At 43.1% G+C, this 19,813-nt stretch carries 18 protein-coding genes; 11 read left to right on the top strand and 7 right to left on the bottom strand.

What is annotated here, in order from left to right; translation table 11 throughout:
* Positions 1-81: 81 nt before the first annotated feature.
* Entirely contained in the window at positions 82-675 is a 594-nt protein-coding gene (locus X939_RS0104215) for a 2OG-Fe(II) oxygenase (protein WP_025762019.1), read from the top strand.
* Positions 676-774: 99 nt separating this feature from the next.
* Here X939_RS0104215 and X939_RS0104210 read toward each other — a convergent pair whose 3' ends face one another.
* Positions 775-1,335 carry a hypothetical protein gene (locus X939_RS0104210; RefSeq protein ID WP_025762018.1) on the bottom strand — a complete coding sequence of 187 codons (561 nt, stop codon included), beginning with the start codon at positions 1,333-1,335 and terminating at the stop codon, positions 775-777.
* A gap of 260 nt (positions 1,336-1,595) precedes the next feature.
* On the opposite strand from X939_RS0104210, the gene X939_RS0104205 reads away from it, so the two are divergent.
* Positions 1,596-2,015, top strand: a complete 420-nt coding sequence (locus X939_RS0104205; protein ID WP_044198479.1) for an OsmC family protein — start codon at positions 1,596-1,598, stop codon at positions 2,013-2,015.
* Positions 2,016-2,128: 113 nt separating this feature from the next.
* Here the strand turns inward: X939_RS0104205 and hemW are convergent, their stop codons facing one another.
* Together hemW and X939_RS0104195 are read right to left on the bottom strand one after the other, a co-directional pair.
* Positions 2,129-3,253 (bottom strand): radical SAM family heme chaperone HemW, encoded by a 1,125-nt coding sequence (hemW, locus tag X939_RS0104200; RefSeq protein WP_025762016.1) that lies wholly within the window; start codon positions 3,251-3,253, stop codon positions 2,129-2,131.
* 6 nt (positions 3,254-3,259) lie between these two features.
* Positions 3,260-5,317 (bottom strand): TonB-dependent receptor, encoded by a 2,058-nt coding sequence (locus X939_RS0104195; protein WP_025762015.1) that lies wholly within the window; start codon positions 5,315-5,317, stop codon positions 3,260-3,262.
* A 260-nt stretch (positions 5,318-5,577) separates the two neighbouring features.
* Here X939_RS0104195 and X939_RS0104190 point away from each other — a divergent pair, with 260 nt between their 5' ends.
* On the top strand, positions 5,578-6,003 hold the full coding sequence (locus X939_RS0104190; protein WP_025762014.1) for a hypothetical protein: 426 nt from the start codon (positions 5,578-5,580) through the stop codon (positions 6,001-6,003).
* Between the two features lie 68 nt (positions 6,004-6,071).
* Here X939_RS0104190 and ctlX read toward each other — a convergent pair whose 3' ends face one another.
* Positions 6,072-7,028 (bottom strand): citrulline utilization hydrolase CtlX, encoded by a 957-nt coding sequence (ctlX, locus tag X939_RS0104185; RefSeq protein ID WP_044198478.1) that lies wholly within the window; start codon positions 7,026-7,028, stop codon positions 6,072-6,074.
* A 142-nt stretch (positions 7,029-7,170) separates the two neighbouring features.
* Complete coding sequence (locus tag X939_RS0104180; RefSeq protein ID WP_025762012.1) at positions 7,171-8,622, bottom strand: arginine deiminase family protein; 1,452 nt, start codon at positions 8,620-8,622, stop codon at positions 7,171-7,173.
* Between the two features lie 213 nt (positions 8,623-8,835).
* Between X939_RS0104180 and sufC the strand changes: the two genes are divergently transcribed.
* From sufC to X939_RS0104145, 7 genes are all read left to right on the top strand, one after another.
* Positions 8,836-9,594, top strand: coding sequence for a Fe-S cluster assembly ATPase SufC (sufC, locus tag X939_RS0104175; RefSeq protein ID WP_025762011.1), 759 nt, complete (start codon positions 8,836-8,838; stop codon positions 9,592-9,594).
* 85 nt (positions 9,595-9,679) lie between these two features.
* A complete protein-coding gene (gene sufD / locus X939_RS0104170) occupies positions 9,680-10,996 on the top strand; it encodes a Fe-S cluster assembly protein SufD (RefSeq protein ID WP_025762010.1) in 1,317 nt (438 codons plus the stop codon).
* A 97-nt stretch (positions 10,997-11,093) separates the two neighbouring features.
* Complete coding sequence (locus X939_RS0104165) at positions 11,094-12,320, top strand: cysteine desulfurase (RefSeq protein ID WP_084299310.1); 1,227 nt, start codon at positions 11,094-11,096, stop codon at positions 12,318-12,320.
* Positions 12,321-12,379: 59 nt separating this feature from the next.
* On the top strand, positions 12,380-12,799 hold the full coding sequence (locus X939_RS0104160; protein WP_025762008.1) for a SufE family protein: 420 nt from the start codon (positions 12,380-12,382) through the stop codon (positions 12,797-12,799).
* A 42-nt stretch (positions 12,800-12,841) separates the two neighbouring features.
* The gene (locus X939_RS0104155) at positions 12,842-13,153 is read left to right on the top strand and encodes an SUF system Fe-S cluster assembly protein (protein WP_025762007.1); all 312 of its coding nucleotides are present in this window, start codon (positions 12,842-12,844) and stop codon (positions 13,151-13,153) included.
* Between the two features lie 80 nt (positions 13,154-13,233).
* Positions 13,234-13,662 (top strand): BrxA/BrxB family bacilliredoxin, encoded by a 429-nt coding sequence (locus tag X939_RS0104150; protein ID WP_025762006.1) that lies wholly within the window; start codon positions 13,234-13,236, stop codon positions 13,660-13,662.
* 99 nt (positions 13,663-13,761) lie between these two features.
* Positions 13,762-14,871: a vWA domain-containing protein gene (locus X939_RS0104145; protein ID WP_025762005.1), complete on the top strand. Its 1,110-nt coding sequence runs from the start codon at positions 13,762-13,764 to the stop codon at positions 14,869-14,871.
* Between the two features lie 19 nt (positions 14,872-14,890).
* On the opposite strand, the gene X939_RS0104140 is transcribed toward X939_RS0104145, so the two are convergent.
* Complete coding sequence (locus X939_RS0104140) at positions 14,891-17,359, bottom strand: PIG-L family deacetylase (RefSeq protein WP_025762004.1); 2,469 nt, start codon at positions 17,357-17,359, stop codon at positions 14,891-14,893.
* 14 nt (positions 17,360-17,373) lie between these two features.
* A complete protein-coding gene (locus X939_RS22885; protein ID WP_025762003.1) occupies positions 17,374-18,018 on the bottom strand; it encodes a 4'-phosphopantetheinyl transferase family protein in 645 nt (214 codons plus the stop codon).
* A gap of 170 nt (positions 18,019-18,188) precedes the next feature.
* Here X939_RS22885 and X939_RS0104130 point away from each other — a divergent pair, with 170 nt between their 5' ends.
* Positions 18,189-19,796 carry a C45 family peptidase gene (locus X939_RS0104130; RefSeq protein WP_229235992.1) on the top strand — a complete coding sequence of 536 codons (1,608 nt, stop codon included), beginning with the start codon at positions 18,189-18,191 and terminating at the stop codon, positions 19,794-19,796.
* The last annotated feature ends 17 nt before the right edge of the window (positions 19,797-19,813 follow it).

Genomic DNA, 19,813 nt, shown 5'->3' with positions numbered 1-19,813 from the left:
TTAACGATGAAAATCCAACCCTATTTTGCTATAAATTGCGCCATATTTGGCACTTAGCCAAATGGTTTTTTCTTTGATTTATTGCAATCCGTATTTGAGCAATTAGTCGATAGCTTCCTGGAAGGAAGAGTCGGCATAGTGGAAAACTTTTTAGAGCCTGATTTGGCTGCTAGATTAAGGCGTAATTTGTTAGATCTACGGGAAGAGAATCGACTCCGGGATGCTGGAGTAGGAAGCAATGCCCGACTGGTGGAAGACAAAAAGCGTCGTAGAGATAAGATATTTTGGCTGGACAGAAAACACGAGAATCCGCATGAAAATGACTTCCTGGATTTGGTTGATGATTATGTCAGCTTCCTGAATCGAACTTGCTATGCGGGTATAGCTGGGTATGAGTTTCATTATGCACTCTACGAACCTGGGGCCTTTTATAAGCGCCACCTCGACCAGTTTAAAGATAATAAACGCAGAGCTTATACCATGATTACCTACCTAAATGAAGACTGGGCTGAAGATCATGGTGGGCAGCTTTGTGTATACCATGGTGAAAAGGAGCAGCATATAGCTCCTACTAATGGGAAATGTGTATTTTTTAAAAGTAGTGAATTAGAGCATGAAGTGCTCGTTAGTCATCAGCCGAGATTGAGCATTACGGGTTGGTTTAAAACGCATTAAGTTTTCAAAAAAACGAAGGCCACATTTCGAGTGTAAATGTGGCCTTCGTTGCGTTTTAGCTGGTTTTATAAGATAAACAGGCCAGCCATAGTAATCTTATTAATTATTGATGCTGACAATTTTGGTCTCGTCGATATGGTAAGCTTTAGCGACTGCCTGGTAGTCGCTGTAGTCGATGGCTGCAGTACGGCCGCCTATGAAGTCGGCTGGGATAATGACAATCCTGAAATTCTGATTCTGTGTATAGCCTGCACCTAAGTTTGCCAGGGGAATACTGGATCTAAGAAATACGGAGAAGTCGACTTTGGTTCGATCGAAATTATAAATTAACGTACCATTTTGAATCAATTCTGTTTGAGGAAGCAACCTCCAGGCAGGCAAAATCTGGTCGTCAATTTTTTGGTCGTCCCAGTGAATATAAACCAATACGACATCAGACTCCAGAACTTCTACCTTTGCATCACTAAATCTTAGACCGAATCGATATTGATTTTCCTTTGTAAAATTGACCCCTTTAAGGTTAAAAGCCTGGCCTATGTACGAATCTCCTGGTTCGCCTTGTGGGCCTTGGGGACCAATGGGGCCTTGAGAGCCAGAACACGCGTAAAAGAATATGGAACATAATGCGATGAGTGAATAGATGAGCTGCTGTTTTTTCATGACTAAAGTAGATTAAATAAAAAATTATCGTTTGCTGGCCAATTTGACGTCCTGGCACATTCAATGTTTAATAAGCTTAACTTCCATTAACAAAATCGATCCAAAGGATCCTCAGATTACCGGTGTTTCAAGCAAAAGTATAGATTGCTTTTTAGAACTGGTACGGAATTATTGAAAATTTAATATAGGGTAGAACCGCTTGGCATATATCTTTGCTAAGTGGACTAAATTAATACCAGAAACTAAAACTTAAGTATCTTATGATTAATCGTAAAGCGACAGCCATTTGGAAAGGCACAGGTAAGGAAGGTGCTGGAGTGGTTAGTACTCAGAGTACCGTACTAGACAATACTCAATATTCATTTAAGACCCGTTTTGAAGATGGGGTTGGCACCAACCCAGAAGAGCTTATTGCAGCAGCTCATGCTGGTTGTTTCGCTATGAAGCTAAGTTTCGAACTTAATGCTGCTGGGTTTACCGCTGACGAGCTGAATGCTACCGCTACAGTGACTTTGGATCCTGCTGCAGGAAAGATAACCAAGAGTCATATAGATCTGAAGGCAGTAGTTCCTGGCATCGGTCAGGATCAGTTTGCCGAGATTGCAGAGAAAGCAAAAAAAGAATGCCCCATTTCGGCAGTCTTAAATGCTGAGATTTCTCTTTCTGCGGAATTAGCCTAAGTTAATCCAGCCGGCAGCCACCCGGGCGACAGATTTATATTACTCCCACCCGGGTGGTTTCTAAAATCGACTATAAAAATTATATTTCATTTTATGCGGCGGCTGTATAGAAATTAATCTATAAATAGGTCGGATGCAATACGATCGGCAAAGAATTTTCCTTGAGGTGTAAGTACCCAATGATCATTTTTTAACTCTAAAAAACCTTGCTCTATTAAATTTTCCAGTTGTTGATGTCTTTGCTGCAAAAAGGTCCCTTCGGAAAGGTCTTGGAGTTTAGGTGCTGTTACACCCCATTTGGTTCGCAGGCCTGTGAGCAAATATTCATTGGTTTTATCGGCGGAGGTTAACAATTCGGTTTCATTGGGTAGTATATTCTGCTCCACTGCCGCCATATACCTGGCATTATTAGATATATTAAAGGAACGCTTAGCTCCATTGAAGGAATGTGCACTGGGGCCTAATCCCAGATAAGGTTCCGCTTTCCAGTATGCGGTATTATGTTCACTATACTGTTTGTTGGCTGCAAAATTTGAAATTTCGTACTGCTCAAAGCCTCCCTTAGTTAATTCTCGTATAAGTATTTCGAACTGCTCAGCGGCAAAAGTCTCATCAATGGGAGGCATCTTTTTGTTTTTCAACCAGTTACCGAAGGTTGTTTTTGGCTCAATAGTAAGGCAATAAGCCGAGATATGGGGGATGTTCAGAGTAAGTACCTTATGAATATCCTCGTATAGTACCTTATGGTCTGGATGTGGAATGGAGTAAATTAAGTCTACTGAAATATTCGTAATCCCGGCATCCTGAGCCCCTAGCACACAGTTTAGAGCCTCCGCAGACTGATGAGCCCGGTTTAGCGCCTTCAGATGTGGATCATAGAACGATTGAATTCCAATACTTAATCGGTTGATCCCTGCAGCGGCAATTTCTTTAATCTTTTCAGCTGTCAGGTCATCAGGATTCGCCTCTAAGGTTATTTCTGCGTTGGGGCGAATGGTAAATAATTGCTGTAGGGCCTCCAGGATCGACTCCAGTTCAATTTGCGATAACATAGAAGGTGTTCCTCCACCCAAATAAATGGTATCAATGGGAGAGTTACCGAGGTAATGCTTTTGAATGACCATTTCGGCTTTTATTGCCTCCACCATCCGACCCTTCGCAGAGGTGTTAGTACTAAAGTGAAAATCACAGTAGAAGCAGGCCTGTTTACAAAATGGAATATGGATATAAATATGCATGATCGATTAAAGCTTATTCCAGTGCCATATTAGTTTTGCTCCAGCCCAAAAGTTAGTCTTGGGAGCAGCATTGTAGTATCGGTTACCGAAAGCATTATAATCGTAGCCCAAACTATATATCCCTGCAAACAGCTTCTCCCCAGAGGCTGAAATCTCGCTGGAAATGTTTTTATTCCAAGTTTTTTTCCAAACTATTTTGGCTATCCACTGCTGATAGTCTGTAGACTCTGCCGTATTGGAGTCGTTGAGGAATACTTTTCCTCCATACTGATGACTGGCAAAAATCTGAATCCCATAAGGTAAGAGAGCATCTAACCCGGTCATTACAGTAAGGGTAGGAATGCCCGGTAAGCGGTTGTTGTCGAAATTAGCGTCGCCACGTTGGTAATCCAGGAATGTATAATTAGTCCAATTGCCATTATTCCAAATAGTTATATCGAATGGTGCCCGGTCAATAAGTAGGTAGCGAAGCTGCCATTCTAATCCTTTTTGATTCGTTTTGCCAGCATTGGCAAAAAACTCTGATCCTGAAGCGTCGCTTCTGCTGACAATAGTTTCCTTCAGATTAAATTGATACGCATTGATTTCTGCCGAAAGACGTTTGCCTATACGCCTCAGACTTACCTCCATATTACTTCCTTTTTCAGGGTTAAGTCCCGATCGAAATCCCCCTGCTGAGGGCCGGACTTCCTGCAATGTGGGAGGCGAAAATCCTTCGCTATAGGATGCTGTAACGGACCAGTTTTGATAAAACACTTTGTTAAGTGCCAGTCTTGGTGCAAAAACACCTTCAAAGGTTTTTTGTTCCTCCGTATAGGGGAGGGGGGAGAGTCGCTCATAAGCATATTTGTTAACGTTATAGCTCAGTCCTGCCTGAAAATTTAGATTTTCAGGAAAAAACAACTGCGCCTGAACGAAGGCGGAAAGATTACTACTGCCAATGTCTTCTGCTGTTTGCAACTGATCTATAACACCCGCTTTATTATCGAAATTCTTTTGAGCCGATTTACCATACTGCCATTCAAACCCACCCGTCCAGGAAGTTTTTATGGTCGAAATTGGGGCCTCATACTGCCATATATTGCGCCCACCCATGCCATATTCATTTCGTTTTTCAAAATTGGTAATAAATGGATTTTCAAAATCAGTATAAGTCAAATAGAAGGCATTACTTTGCGACCAGGCATCATTTAGTTTTAACTGGTAATTAAGACCCAGCATAACCATTTTATTGTAGATGCCTGCCTTCTGCGACTCGCTGCCAGGAAGTGTGTTGGTCGGTTGGCGAGCTAGGGTAGGGTCGGTGCGATATTGATCCAGGTTAATCCCTCCTGGTGTTTGATAGTGTAAATCAGAATACAGGCCAATTAAAGACATGATACCCTTGTTACCTGCCGAAAAGCTGCTTGTCACCCTGATGGCATCGCGCGACATTGCGCTATGCTTTCTATAGCCCTCTTGTTGCGTATGTCCATATTGAATGGTCGTTGCCCCGAGTTTTATGGCTGTACTATTACGTAGAAAGCCATATTTGCCAATGTCGAATGACTGGCTTACCGAATTTTTTCCTAACTCTCCACTGCTGTGAAGTAGCACCACGCCCCCAGTACCGGCTCCATATAAACTACTACCCGGACCTTTGATGACTTCCATTTGGTCTATACCTCCAAAATCCAGGGCATTTAGGGGCGTGTTACCACTGGCATCGGTAAACGGAATACCGTTCCAATAGAATTTAACATTGCGCACTCCGAAAGGAGAACGTATCAGGCTGCCTCTGACTGAAAAGCGATAGCTGCCGGGAGACCTTTCCTCCATGCGAAGTCCTGGTATGCTATTGACGGCTGACGTCCAGGTAGTCGAAGGAAATCGTTCTATTGTGCTGTTCTGAATGAGTCCCACAGTAGCTGTGGCTTCCAGCATATTAGTTTTGGACCCGAAGGCTCTTATGGTGATTGCTTCCAAATCTTTTCCTTGCAGGGAATCGATTTGAGCGTATGCCCCAATGAAAGGAAATTGCGTGAGAATGAAAAGGGGAAGGAGGTAGCGAACCGACAAATACATGCTAGTAGGGAGTGAATGAAAATGTAAAATTGCCGATAATTAAGCAGAGTAACAATATTACCCTGACGATCTCATGGCTTATTATGCGATCAAGAGGTATAGATTCACAGTTTTGCGGGTATTGTCCAACAGTAAAATACTTTTTTGCGCAACAATTTCTACACTATAAGCTGGATATGGCCCTGGTCGTGTTTTTGTGTATAAGCCAGTAAATGAATGAATTCAAGTAATTCAAAAAGTTTGACTAAACACTGAAAAAAATGAAAAAGGTAACATTATTTGTATCCACCATATTGATGACCGGTTTATTAGCCATGAGCAGCTGCTCACAGTCGACTGAGAATTCCGCCCAGGAAACCATGGAGGAAGCCAAAGACGATATGCATGATGCTGGTGAGGAATTCACTGCAGAAATGAAAGCCGACAAGGAGTCATTGAAGAACGATATTGACGACGCCATGGACGAGGTAGATAAAAAAATAGAAGAAGCTGACGAAAAAATAGAGAAAGCTACTGCCAAGGAAAAGGCAAAATGGGAAGAACGTAAGGAAGAACTCAACGAAGAAAAAGCTGAACTTAAAGCTTCATGGGATAGGCTGGAAAATGAGACTGCTGAAAAGTGGAATGATTTTAAAGCTGAGACCAGAGAGAAAATTAATAAGGTGAAAGCCGATATTAACGATTAAAATTAAGGGTTAAGGGTTAGGAAAGCAAAAAAGGGAGTCGGCTGACTCCCTTTTTTGTATAGTATTAATTAAGATAACGGCAAATGAACTTCGGTCATCATACAGCGGGCAGACCCACCTCCATATTGTTCTATGATCTTCAGATCTGTGTGCAGGATACGGGCATAGTCACTCAGGATCGTTCTTTGCTTGGGCGTTAGTGCCTCGTAGGCGGAGGTAGACATCACCAGAAATTTTTCCTGAGCCTTATTACGAACCATCAGCATATTTCCTGCAAAATGTTTAACCTGCTCCAGTGATATTTCAATAAGATATTTATTGGTCTGCTCTAATACCTCTCTTACTTTTTGGCGTTCGTCAGGATTTTGAATTGATTCCAGGCACACTACTGCGAAGATATCACCTACATTCATCATTACATTGGTATGATAGATGGGATGAGCCGCATCGTCACTGGCGTGAAAGCTAACAATTTCATAGCCCATGGCCTCCCCAAAAGCCTTCAGAACATCGGGATGTGTCCGTTCCGACAGGCATGCATAAGCTATTTTGTAACGCCGATCCAATACCATACTCCCCGTGCCTTCCAGGAATTTCCCTTCATCTTCGAAATGAGTAAGGTCTATAATTTCTTCAATATGGTACTTGCTTTTCAGTTGTTCTACGATGTCCAGGCGCCTTTCTGCCCGACGATTGGGGGCCATCATGGGGTATAATACCACCCTGCCACTTTGGTGGTAGGTGACCCAGTTATTAGAGAATACAGTATCGGGATTTTCTTCTCCTACTTTCTCCGGGAAAATGCTGACTTCAACCCCGGCCATCTGTAGCTGGGCGACCATCAGATCAAATTCAGCTTGCGCCATTCCATGAATCACTTCAGGGCTGCGTTCATCCGATAGCGGTTGCTGAAACACATTGGTAGCAGCCGTCTGCTGATTAAAAGCAAAACGATTGGGCCGGATCATGAGAATCCGGGAGGTGGACTGAGGTTGTATCTGTGCTGTGGACGAAATTTCGCGCATAGGTCGTAAATATTGTTATGTCTAACTAAATATAGCTTTCTCAAAAAATAGGAATTGGGTTCTTTCCCTATCTGTAAATGGCTGGTGTATAGGAAGGTCTTCCTTGCAATTTACTTGCTTATTTCTGCCTTTGCAAATAATATTATTCTCTCAATAAAGGCATACTCATACAATGGGATCCTCCTCTTGCCCGAGACAATTCGGCCGATGGAATGGTAATAAAGGTGTCTGTAATTGTTTCTGGAGCTAGCCGTCCTGCCTCAAACTCCTCCAGAAGATTCTGGGCTGAAATTATACGGAACCCCTTGCTTCGAAATGCCTCCAATGTTTTATCGTTGCGATCGTAGCCCACAACCACTCCATCCTTAATAGCTAAAAGGTTACATGAGTCGGTCCATTGCTCACGTTCGCCAAAGGGGAAGGCCCCATTACCCGAATAAATAAACTGAACTTCCTCATTACAGGCCAGATCATTCCGGCTAATATCGGCTAACAGGTCTTCCAGGTTTTCGATTTCTATCGGTTTACTTTCCAGTCCCTTAAAAAATTGTAATATTTTAAATTCTTGATCAATATTGGATTGGGCGAAAAAATGGAGGACGTCCTTCTTTTTAGCCTCATCTCCTGTACGAGCCAGAGAAGCCAGCAGCACCCAGATGTTTTTTTTAACCTGGGTAAAAATGGTGTCAATATGCATATAATCCCTCTTCTTTGGGATTTTGATAATCGTTATGGTATCCACCACATTTTTTTCAAAGAGGATTTTCATTACCTGCTGGGCTGCATATATGGAGGTGCGCTCGCTACAGCCTATTAATAAATGCCTGGGAGCAACCATCATAACATCACCACCCTCTAGGGTACAACGCTGGAAATCACTGGCTTTCTCCTCATCTGGCAGCAGGAAATGGCGCTCATTTTCTGGTATTTCTATGATTTTGTCGCGATAGGTCAGGAACATAGGATGATGAAAAAAGACCGTCTGAGCAAGTATTGATTCACGGGTGCGAGCCGATTTGGCAGGCTTATTCAGTAATATATGATCGTTGATAACGATCCCGATGTCTCGCATAAAAATCAGGTTGGGCAGAGGCGCAAATAACATCTTTGTATCGGAAAGGGATCCGGATATAAAGATGGTCGCCAACTCAGTAGCGTCGAACTGCTGAAGCATTTGTTGGGTCTTATAAGAACATTTTTCAATACCACAGATCGCTGCCGTGAGATTGCTTCTGGTGCTGGAGTCAAGTAGTATGTCGGCCAAAAGCTTTTGGAAATCAATTACTTTATCAGAATTAAAATAATTGGCTCCACCTGGAATATAGAAAGATCGAGATTCATCTTCGTCAATCTTTCGAATTTTTCCCTTTACCTTGTCCGGATCCAAGAAGTACAGTAAAATTTTCACATAATAATCGTATTCTTCCCTACGCATCGTTTGGAGGTGAACAATATCCTCGAAAAGCCAGTCCTGGGCCTTAGAGGGAACTACCTTACCAAGCCCCCTGTCTGGACTATGAATTAATAGTTTTCTTAAGGTTCCCGTTTCAGAGCTAACATTAATCTTATCGGTCGTAGTTTTTATTGGCTTCATAGGGTTATGGTAAGCTTTACCTGTTTAGAAGTGTTGGGCAGTTTGATTAGATTGGTAATATATCTACAAGTTATGGAACATAGCAAGCCCAATTACCGTTTATAAATTGATCGAAAGATGCGAAGGGGAATAACCCCGATTTTAATTTACGAACAAAGGTTGTTACTTTTGCGGTAAATTACCAAGAACTACATATCAAGTACAACATAAGTTATGCTCTCAATTAATGAATTACGTGCCTCGATAGAAGGTAAAGAAATATTGAAAGGAATTAATCTGGAAGTAAAACCGGGTGAGGTTCATGCCATCATGGGCCCTAATGGTTCTGGTAAGAGTACTTTGGCCTCGGTGTTAGCCGGAAGGGAAGAGTACGAAGTTACTGGCGGATCGGTTTCCTTTAATGGCCAGGATCTTTTAGAATTGGCCGCTGAAGAACGTGCCGCTGAAGGCGTATTTCTTGCTTTTCAGTATCCAGTGGAAATACCTGGAGTAACCACCATTAATTTCTTGAAAACTGCAGTGAATGAGATTCGCAAATACAAGGGTGAGGATCCTTTGGATGCGGCTCAGTTTCTGAAAATGGTACGGGAAAAAGCCAAGTTGGTTCGTATGAATGATTCTTTACTTAAAAGAGCGCTTAACGAAGGGTTCTCGGGTGGAGAGAAAAAACGCAATGAAATTTTCCAAATGGCTGTACTTGAGCCAAAGTTGTCTATCTTGGATGAAACTGATTCAGGTTTGGATATCGATGCACTTCGTATCGTGGCGGAGGGTGTTAATTCACTGCGTTCCCCCGAACGTGCTTCCATTGTCGTGACGCATTATCAGCGTCTTCTGGACTATATTGTACCCGATTACGTACACGTACTCTATCAGGGACGTATTGTTAAGTCTGGAACGAAAGAACTAGCCATGGAGTTAGAAGTAAAAGGTTACGATTGGATCAAGGAAGAGGTAGAAGCATTGGGTTAATTAAGGTCTATGGACCCTAAGGGCTCAAGATTATTTATTCCTGAGCTACCAAACGTTTTCAACCTATTACAATTTAAGAATTCCAATGAGTACAGAAACTATAGATTTAAAAACAAAGCTGGTTGCTGATTTCTACGCCAAAGAGGCTGTGATCAATGGAGAAGCTACTTCCGATTTTCACCAGAAGAAAAGAGCTGCGATCTCCACTTTTGAGGAATTGGGATTTCCCAGCAGGAAAGATGAGGAGTGGAAATACTCGAGCGTGAAAGATCTGGTGAGTGCCAGCTATAAATTTAATGAGCCTGGCGCCTTATCTGCTGAGGACGTTGCTTCCTTGAATATACCAGATCAGAACGCTAATATCCTGTATTTCGTGAATGGCCGGTACCATCCGGAAATGTCTCAGCTAATATCCTCATCAGATAAAATTGTTATTTCTTCCTTGCAGGAAGCCTATCAAAAGGACCCTGCTATGGTCAATAAGTATTTCGGAGCTGTTGATTCCTCAGGTGATGCATTCACAGCACTTAATACGGCTTTTGCAGCGGATGGGGTGTTCATTCATGTTCCTGCTAACCAGGTAGTAGAACATCCTGTTATTCTCCGGTTTATATCCGATGCACGTCAGGAAAATGTAGGCTCTCAGCCTCGTAATATCGTTGCAGTAGGCCAAAATGCCCAGGTTAAGTTTGCTGAAGCTTTTCGAACCATAGGAGAGCAACGCTCCTTTACCAATGTGGTAACGGAGATACATATGGATCAGGACTCCCATGTGGAATATTACAAGGTCCAGAATGAAAGTAACCAGGCTTATCATGTTGGTTCCACAGAAGTGTTTATGCTGGATAAGTCGCATTTTTATGCGGCTACGGTCACGCTTAACGGGGAGTTTGTCCGCAATAACCTTTCGATTCGCATCAATGGGGAGCACTGTGAAGCGCATATGTACGGGCTATACTTTCCCGACGGAACCCAGCATGTAGACAATCATACGGTTGCTGATCATATGAAGCCTAACTCCGAAAGCAATGAGCTTTATAAGGGTATTCTTCGCGATAAGTCCAAGGGAGTCTTTAACGGTAAGATTTTTGTGCGCCCCGACGCTCAGAAAACCAATGCCTTTCAGTCTTGCAAGAACATTGTTCTGTCCAACGAGGCTACCATGAATACAAAACCTCAGCTTGAAATTTGGGCTGACGACGTGAAGTGTACTCATGGCACCACCACGGGGCAGATCGATGAGGAGGCACTTTTCTACATGCGCTCTAGAGGGATCTCCCGTCCTGAAGCCATGTCACTTTTGATGTACGCCTTCTGTGCCGATGTAGTTTCTCAGATTAAGATCGATTCTATAAGAGAATATTTAGAGGGAGTAATCGCCGAAAAATTGACCAATAACTAAATTTCTGGAACCGTCTTTAGCGTACCAGGGTTAGCTAATATACCTGAACCCAACCTGATTCCCTTGGGTTGGGTTTTTTACTTAAATACGAAAAAGGATGTATAGCACGCTGGATATAACCTCCATCAGAAAGGATTTTCCCATACTTGAACAAGTTGTTAATGGAAAGCCTTTAATATATTTTGATAATGCCGCTACAACACAGAAACCTCAAGCGGTACTCGATGCCTTGAGTGGATATTATGGTCAGGACAATGCCAATATACATCGGGGTATTCATACCCTGGCCGAGAGAGCTACGGCGGCTTTTGAAGATTCCCGGAAGGCACTTCAAGCCTTTATCAATGCCCCTTCAGCCGACGAAGTAATATTTACTTATGGCACCACCGACAGCATTAATCTAGTGGCTCAGGCATATGGACGGCACTTTCTAAAGAAGGGGGACGAAATCATCATCAGTACCATGGAACATCATTCAAATATTGTTCCCTGGCAGATGCTCTGTGAGGAAAAAGGCTGTCTCCTGAAGATAATTCCTATTAATGATGCTGGGGAGTTGGATATGGAAGCATATGAACTCCTGCTATCCGAAAAAACAAAACTGGTTTCCGTAGTGCATGTCAGCAATGCCCTGGGAACGATCAATCCCGTCAAGGAAATTATTAAAAAAGCTCATGCGGTGGGAGCCAAGGTTTTATTGGATGGGGCCCAGGCTTGTTCCCATCTGGAAATAGATGTCCAGGATCTGGATTGTGACTTTTATGCCTTATCTATGCATAAAATTTATGGTCCGACCGGTATGGGTGCCTTATTCGGAAAAAGAGAAATTCTAGACGCCATGCCTCCTTATCGGGGCGGAGGGGAGATGATCAAAGAGGTGACTTTTGCCAAAACGACCTATAATGAGCTCCCCTATAAGTTTGAAGCGGGCACGCCCAATATTGCAGATGCGATAGCCTCTAAGTTTGCCCTGGATTATATAAATCAGTTGGGGAAGAACAATATTGCCACCTACGAAAATGAATTGCTGAATTATGCAACTCAAGCAATCGGGGAGGTTCCCGGTGTTAAAATTGTAGGTCAGGCGAAGGACAAAGTGAGCGTGCTTTCCTTTGTGATCGACGGAATTCATCACCAGGATATTGGTGTGTTGCTCGACCAACAGGGAATTGCTATTAGAACTGGGCATCACTGTACCCAGCCGCTGATGCAACGTTTTGGCTTGTCTGGAACCTCACGGGCCTCCTTTGCTGTTTATAATACGACTGAAGAAATTGACGCCTTTATTCAGGGCTTGTATAAGGTTAGAAAAATGCTGGGCTAACCGCCTGGAGACTATGAGAAGGGAGTTATACCCGTAAACCATTAAGGAAAATTATATCTATGACCATTAATGAAATACAGGAAGATCTGATAGCGGATTTTGAGCTATTTGACGATTGGGAAAGTAAATATGAATATATAATAGACATGGGAAAGCAGCTGCCTGCCATGGATACCCAGTATAAAACTGAAGAGAATATCATAAAGGGTTGTCAATCGCTGGTATGGTTACATGCCTATATGGAAGATGGTAAACTGATGTTTTCCGCCGATAGCGACGCCATCATCGTCCGTGGTTTGGTGAGCATGCTGGTGAAAGTGCTCTCGGGGCATAGTCCTGAGGAGATAGCTCAGTCCGATCTTTATTTCCTGCAAGCTATTGGTCTTCATCAGCATCTGGCCCAAACGCGTTCCAATGGATTAGCCTCCATGGTGAAGCAAATGCGGGCCTATGGATACGCTTTCCAGGCAGTAAAGTAAAAGTAAATATAAAATGCATTCACGATTTTTATTATCAATAATATGACAGAAGCAGAATTGCGCGAGGAGATTATAAAGGCCATTAAGGAAGTATACGATCCGGAAATTCCTGTAGACGTATACGAATTAGGTCTTATCTACGATCTTAAGATTTTTCCAGTCAATAATGTCTATGTCTCTATGACTTTGACTTCCCCTTCATGTCCTTCGGCAGGTACACTGCCCGGGGAGGTGGAGCAGAAGATCAGAGAGGTTGAAGGGGTTAACGACGTGAGTCTGGAGCTGACTTTCGATCCGCCCTACTCTACAGAAATGATGTCTGAAGAGGCCAAGTTGGAACTTGGATTCATGTAAGATCCATTAATGTTTTTTTTGACAATCAGAATGATCAAAGTTTGGTCATTATTTTATTTACAACTATAAATTTTTAAAATATGTATCCTCCACAACTTGTAGCTCCCATGAAGGCAGAGCTAGTTGACGCTGGTTTCCAAGACTTAAATACCGCTGAAGCGGTAGACAATTTCATGCAGAACATGAAAGGAACCGCTTTAGTAGTAGTCAACTCTGTATGTGGCTGTGCAGCTGGTGCTGCCCGCCCTGGAGTGCGCGCTTCCCTGCAACGCAGCGAAGTAAAACCTGACCAACTGGCTACAGTCTTTGCAGGAGCCGATCTTGAGGCCACTGCAAAAATGCGTGAATATTGCCTGCCTTATCCTCCTTCATCACCCGCAGTGGCATTGTTTAAGGATGGAGAACTAATTCATTTTGTTGAGCGTCATCATATAGAGGGTCGTACAGCAGAAATGATTGCTCAGCATCTTCAAATGGCATTCGAAGAATACTGCGCTACGGAAGCTTAAGGTATCCGAATTTTTGATTGCAGCGGCTACTTTCTTATCTTTAAGGAGTAGCCGCTCATTTTTGTGGCCCATATTATTAATTAACCAGTCCCTTATATTATGAAAGGTCATCGTTTTGCCGAATTTGTGCCGGGACCAGTCGGTGGTAATTCAAAATTTGATCAGCTTTACCATATTTTCGAACAGCTCTTGTTGCTTACCTCAGGTGACGTAGGAGAGGCTATGGCCTGGTTGAGTGAGCTCGACCGCCAGCATAAGCTAACAAACGATCAGTATGGAGTAGGAGATTTCTTCGAAGACTTGAAGAAAAAAGGCTATATCAAAGAGGAGAGGGGAACGGAAGAAGGGAAGTTTGTTATGACTGCCAAATCCGAGAAAAGTATCCGTAAGAGTGCTTTGGATGAAATATTTGGTAAACTAAAAAGGTCTAAATCCGGTGGCAGCCATCATACTCCTTTTACAGGAGTGGGAGACGAGCTCAATAGTGATATACGCCAGTTTCAGTTTGGCGATAGTCTAGACCAAATTGCAATGACGGAGTCCATCAAGAATGCACAGGTCAATCATGGAATTGGTGATTTTATGCTGATGGAGCAGGATCTGGAGGTAGTTGAAAAAGATCAGAAAACTACTACTTCCACCGTCGTGATGATCGATATCAGCCATTCTATGATTTTATATGGGGAAGACCGGATTACCCCGGCCAAAAAGGTGGCCCTGGCCCTGGCGGAACTGATCCGTACCAAATACCCCAAGGATTCTCTAGACATCATTGTCTTTGGGAATGATGCCTGGCAGATCCAATTGAAAGATTTACCCTATTTGTCCGTAGGGCCATATCATACCAATACGGTGGCTGGCCTAGAACTGGCCATGGATATTCTAAGAAGGAAAAAGACACGCAATAAGCAGATATTTATGATCACTGATGGGAAACCTACCTGTTTGAAAGAGGGGATCCGATACTATAAGAACAGCTTTGGGCTCGATCGTAAGATTATTAGCAAGACCTTAACGCTTGCTGCACAGGCTCGCAAACTGGATATACCCGTGACGACATTTATGATTGCATCCGATCCTTATCTGAAGCAGTTTGTACAGGATTTCACCAGAGTCAATAATGGAAGGGCTTATTACAGCAATCTGCAGGGACTGGGAGGATTTGTGCTAGAAGATTTCCAAAGAAACAGGCGGAAGAATATGAAATAACTCCCGCCTGTTGCTAAGTCTAATTTTTTCCGGCCGAAATGAGGTTTGCGAATAGTCTGTAGGCACCACTGACACCGGCAGGAAGCTCCCTAAAGAAGGATAGGCCTGTATATATATACGTTCCTTTACCATATTGGGCATATAGCAATCCACCTTCTAAGTCGGCTTCTCCTGTGTCATGACCTTTAAGGATAGGCTGGTACTCACTGGACCATGTTTTACCAAAATATAATCCTCTCTCCTGAATCCATCCATCAAAGTCGGCTTGAGTGATTTTATTAGGACTATTCAGCAGGGGATGTGCTGGCTTTATGAAGCGGATTTGGGCATCTTCTTCGGTAATCCGATCCCGGCCAGTGACCAATGGGTAAGGGCCAATATTCTCAACCTTCATTCCCGATGGAATCGTATACTGCACCACCATATTTCCTCCTTCCCTAACGTATTCCATCAGCTTGGATTGATAACTGGTCAACAGATCTTCCGTATTATATGCTCGGACTCCTACCACGATGGCGTCGAATCCCGCCAGATCCTTATTCAGCGCGGTGGCATCTAGTAGGGTCACTTCACAGCCAATCTGCCGGAGTGCAGAAGGCACCTCGTCACCGGCTCCGGCAATATAACCGATCTTTTTTGCTTTGGTTTTTATATCAATCTTGACCATTCTCGCTTCAGCGGGGGGAAATAAGGTTTGTGTAGGAATATGACGATAGTTAATCGATTTGATCGACTTTTCGTACCACTTACCATCAACCGTCGCCTGGGCCTTAATAATGGCTTCCTGATTGGCAGCAGGTGGCGTCACTTCAAACTGATACCAAGCCTCTTGATATTGCTGAGAAAGTTTGAAGTCATGGGATTCCGGGGTGATTTTCCAGCCCATAGGGAGTGCAAGCTTGACCTTTCCTTGTAAACCTTCAGCCTGGGCTTGCACCAATACTTTCACCACCCGGGGGGAGCTGTCCGGAAAAATTACTACCGGATCTGCCAGATTTACTGTGATCAATGGCCTTAATTCAAATGGCCTGTATATCTCTCCTTCTGCAGGATCTGTATATTTATATTCCCACGGTTTATGGTAAGTAAGTGAGATTCCAGCAATATTAAAAGTAAAGCGAGTAAAGGTCTCTGAGCGATTTTCTGGATAACCGATGTCTTGCTGATCAAGAATATTGAACATACCCCCTTCTAAAGGCCGTTCGAGCCAGTAGGGTTGAGAAATAGGAAGGGTCTCAGGTATTCTGACATTAGAATTGATCGTTACCATCGCATTATCTTCCAATTTGATATTTACAAGACTATCGGTCTTCATCCCAGTCCAGAATATTTTTTCTAATGTCACCGGAAAATCAGAGCGCTCTACAATCGAAGTCTTAATATCTACCTTTTTACCAGCCACCCCAGAATAGTGTACAGGATTGGTTTCATACCAGAGGCCTAGGCAATCTATCAACAGAGATTTTACTTCCTCTTGCTTCTTCTTTACATATATGTCTTGCTGATCCAGTTTTTCCAATTCTTTGTAGATCGATACCAGAGCCGGTACCGACTGATCGGGAGCTCCAATTTGAAATTCGACGATAGCTTCCTTTATCAACTGCTCAACTTTATGACTCCCTTGAATCCGCCTCCAGCTTAGGTCAATCCCTTCAAAAAGTCCATTCTGGGATTTTTCACCTAGGGTATGCAACAAATAATCCTTACGTTTCCCTCTAGTAGGCGAAGTTCCAAAGGCCTGGCTTTTGTGTTGGCTGCGACTATTCGCGGCAATTTCAGTATAAGATTGACCCAAGAGTGGGTTATAACCGCCAATCTCAACGCCAATAAAGTCTTCTGTTTTTTCCGAAGGTTTTTGGTTAGTAAAACCTGGCGTATAGCTATTCCACACCAATCTTTTAGCCTTCCAGACGGGATAAAACTGAAGTTGTTCCGGATATGCTTTTGGGTCTGCTGCCATCACAAAGGCTTTCTCTGCCAAATAAGCCGATGTTTGGTGGTGGCCATGGCCTGCTCTTGGATCGGGTGGAAACCTGGTGATAAGCACATCAGGTTGAAACTTACGAATCATCCAGACAACATCTCCCAGCACCTTGCCCTCATCCCAAAATTTGAGGGTTTCTTCCCTGGTCTTGCTATAGCCAAAGTCATAAGCTCTGGAAAAAAATTGCTCCGCACCGTCATTTCTTCTCGCCGCCAAAAGTTCCTGGGTTCGAATTAATCCAATATTGTACCCCTGTTCTGAACCAATCAGATTCTGTCCCCCATCCCCTCTGGTAAGTGACAAATATCCGGTACGTACGAGCTGATCTTTGGCAAGGAAAGAGAGCATCAAAGTGTTTTCGTCATCGGGATGAGCGGCTATATAAAGGGCCGACCCTAGCACATTAAGTTTTTTCAGATTCTGATAAATTTCTCCTGGTGGGGTTTGAGCACGTAAGTTCGTAGCCAGTAAGCTTAAAAGAAGGAAGGCGAAAAATTTTGGCATGTTTAGTCAGGTACTTAGGTTGAAGGAATGAGTGAATGGGTATAGGTTAAAACATAGGAGCTCAGGATTTCATAAGTGATCGGCAGGCAATGCCTATCTCCCGAATCGTAAATATAAGCAGATAGTTGGCCACTTTGTTCCATGGAGAAAGGACATATTTCAATTTGATCCCTGAATATCAGTCTCGCATTCCCATAGCATTTATACACGGCTTCTTTAGCCGACCACACAAGATTTAGTTGAAGCCGGTCATGAGGATCAAGCCATTGCTGTTCCGCTTCGTTGCAGAAAAAGTCCCTGCCAGGAATTACAGAGTTCCGTATTTCCTGTATATCGACCCCTACCGCTTTATTTTTGCAAAGCACCAAAGCAACCATGAGGCTGGAATGAGAAATGGAAATATTATATTCGTTTTGGGATAAACCAGGTTTCCCCGTACGATCATATAAAATCTGGGGGCTACTGGGCAACATATTCCGAAGGAGCATTCGAGTAGCGAGCCATTCCTTTTTTCTGCGTTCGCTCCATTGTCCCTGACGGTGATAATGTGATTTATCTGCTTCTAGAAGGTTATTTTGCAATTCGGCCAGATCCTCATGGATTGTCCAGCAACCTAAAATGTGATCGCTGCCCAGTTCTTTTATGAAGGTGAGACTCATTTTTTATTGTTAATTTTACCAACCAAATCGACTGCCAAGCATCAGCGAATCCAGACACTTAGCCGCCTCAATAAGCAGAATAACTCATGACGATAAAGCCAGAAAAGCCCAGGATAGTAAATAGGATTGCTCAAGGCCTCCTTGTTTTCTTTCTCAGTTTGGGCCTGTTAATGGCATGGTTTATATGGATGATTCGCATTCCCGAACCGGAGATTAAAAGTACAAAAAACCTAGACAGTTACCAACGGGAGCAGATTGGACCCTTTCATTATAAGGTAGGCAATTGCTGGCTTAAAAGAAATGATCGTGGCGTTTGGGAAATGTATCTAGAGGGATCACCCTATGAAAGAGGCTTGATTTATGGCATTTTGTCGAAAGAATTGATGGAAAAGCAAGAGCAGGCTTTTGTGGATCAAATCAATGAACTCATTCCTAATACAGCCTTTCTTCAAATATTAAAAGGTTTTGTGGGCTGGTTTAACAGGGATATTGACGAGTATATTCCTGAAGAAAATTTACAGGAAATATTTGGCGTTAGCCAGTCATTCTCTAGCCAATATGACTATATCGGCCCCAAATTTTACCGAATATTAAACTATCACGCCGCCCACGATATCGGCCATGCCCTCACCGACCTGAATATGGTAGGCTGTACCTCGTTTTCTGTGAATGGCCTTCGTTCTATAGATTCTACCTTACTCATCGGGCGCAATTTCGATTTTTATATGGGTGATGCCTTTGCGGAAGACAAACTGATCGTCTTCGTCAAGCCCGACCAGGGCCATGCCTTTGCTTCTTATGCCTGGGCAGGCCTGACGGGCGTCGTGTCGGGGATGAATGTAAAAGGGCTTACGGTAACTCTGAATGCCGCCAAATCTGATATACCTTATGCTGCAAAGGCGCCAATATCCTTGTTAGCAAGAGAAATATTGCAGTATGCCTCTAATATCGACGAGGCCATGGAAATTGCCCAAAGAAGGCAGACTTTTGTTTCGGAGTCCCTGCTTATTGGCTCGGCATCGGATAATCGCTCGGTTATTATAGAAAAGTCGCCCAAGAAAATGGGCCTATACCAACCTTCGACTTCTACTTTAGTTTGTGCCAATCATTATCAGAGCGATACTTTCCAAAGGGATAGTGTAAATATCCGAAATATGCAGGACAGTGATTCTGGCTACCGCCATGCACGTATGCAGGAATTACTAGAGCAGGCATATCCTCTAAATGTCTCCAAGGCGGCCAGTATCCTACGCAATAAAAAAGGGATAGGTGATGAATCTATTGGTCTTGGTAACCCAAAGGCAATCAATCAGTTGATTGCACATCATGCTATAATATTTAAGCCGGCTAAACGACTGCTTTGGATATCCGCAGCTCCATATCAGCTAGGTGCATTCCTGGCCTACGACTTGGCTAAGGTTTTCGATAGTGGCGGAACTGTAATGCAAACTGATAGTCTTCGTATTCCTGCCGACCCATTTATCAGAACCCAATCGTTCCGGGATTATGAACATTTTAAGCAAACAAGACATAGCATCAACCGATTTGCCAATATGGGAATACCCTTTGAGCTAAGTGCTAATGCGTTATCTCGATTTGTGAGTCAAAATCCTAAAAGTTATTTGACTTATTTAGCTTTGGGTGATTATTTTTATGCAAAAAAGGAGTTTGAAAAAGCTTTAGCCTTTTATAATCAATCCCTGGAATACCCCACCGCCTCCAGGAATGAAACGGCACAGATACAATCCAAAATTGCAGCTTGTCAGGACCGACTATAATGATACCCTCAATTCAA

The organism is Dyadobacter tibetensis Y620-1 (assembly GCF_000566685.1).
GTDB classification, from domain to species: domain Bacteria; phylum Bacteroidota; class Bacteroidia; order Cytophagales; family Spirosomataceae; genus Dyadobacter; species Dyadobacter tibetensis.
This window is presented reverse-complemented; position numbering and strand designations above follow the sequence as displayed.

Excerpts from the sequence above, each read along its gene's own strand:
- X939_RS0104130 (WP_229235992.1), top strand. The coding sequence starts at position 18,189 with ATGGCATGGTTTATATGGATGATTCGCATTCCCGAACCGGAGATTAAA.
- X939_RS0104210 (WP_025762018.1), bottom strand. The coding sequence starts at position 1,335 with ATGAAAAAACAGCAGCTCATCTATTCACTCATCGCATTATGTTCCATA.
- ctlX (WP_044198478.1), bottom strand. The coding sequence starts at position 7,028 with ATGCGCGAAATTTCGTCCACAGCACAGATACAACCTCAGTCCACCTCC.
- X939_RS0104145 (WP_025762005.1), top strand. The coding sequence starts at position 13,762 with ATGAAAGGTCATCGTTTTGCCGAATTTGTGCCGGGACCAGTCGGTGGT.
- X939_RS0104195 (WP_025762015.1), bottom strand. The coding sequence starts at position 5,317 with ATGTATTTGTCGGTTCGCTACCTCCTTCCCCTTTTCATTCTCACGCAA.
- X939_RS0104165 (WP_084299310.1), top strand. The coding sequence starts at position 11,094 with ATGTATAGCACGCTGGATATAACCTCCATCAGAAAGGATTTTCCCATA.
- X939_RS0104140 (WP_025762004.1), bottom strand. The coding sequence starts at position 17,359 with ATGCCAAAATTTTTCGCCTTCCTTCTTTTAAGCTTACTGGCTACGAAC.
- X939_RS0104160 (WP_025762008.1), top strand. The coding sequence starts at position 12,380 with ATGACCATTAATGAAATACAGGAAGATCTGATAGCGGATTTTGAGCTA.
- sufD (WP_025762010.1), top strand. The coding sequence starts at position 9,680 with ATGAGTACAGAAACTATAGATTTAAAAACAAAGCTGGTTGCTGATTTC.
- X939_RS0104155 (WP_025762007.1), top strand. The coding sequence starts at position 12,842 with ATGACAGAAGCAGAATTGCGCGAGGAGATTATAAAGGCCATTAAGGAA.
- X939_RS22885 (WP_025762003.1), bottom strand. The coding sequence starts at position 18,018 with ATGAGTCTCACCTTCATAAAAGAACTGGGCAGCGATCACATTTTAGGT.
- hemW (WP_025762016.1), bottom strand. The coding sequence starts at position 3,253 with ATGCATATTTATATCCATATTCCATTTTGTAAACAGGCCTGCTTCTAC.
- X939_RS0104190 (WP_025762014.1), top strand. The coding sequence starts at position 5,578 with ATGAAAAAGGTAACATTATTTGTATCCACCATATTGATGACCGGTTTA.
- X939_RS0104180 (WP_025762012.1), bottom strand. The coding sequence starts at position 8,622 with ATGAAGCCAATAAAAACTACGACCGATAAGATTAATGTTAGCTCTGAA.
- X939_RS0104150 (WP_025762006.1), top strand. The coding sequence starts at position 13,234 with ATGTATCCTCCACAACTTGTAGCTCCCATGAAGGCAGAGCTAGTTGAC.
- X939_RS0104205 (WP_044198479.1), top strand. The coding sequence starts at position 1,596 with ATGATTAATCGTAAAGCGACAGCCATTTGGAAAGGCACAGGTAAGGAA.
- sufC (WP_025762011.1), top strand. The coding sequence starts at position 8,836 with ATGCTCTCAATTAATGAATTACGTGCCTCGATAGAAGGTAAAGAAATA.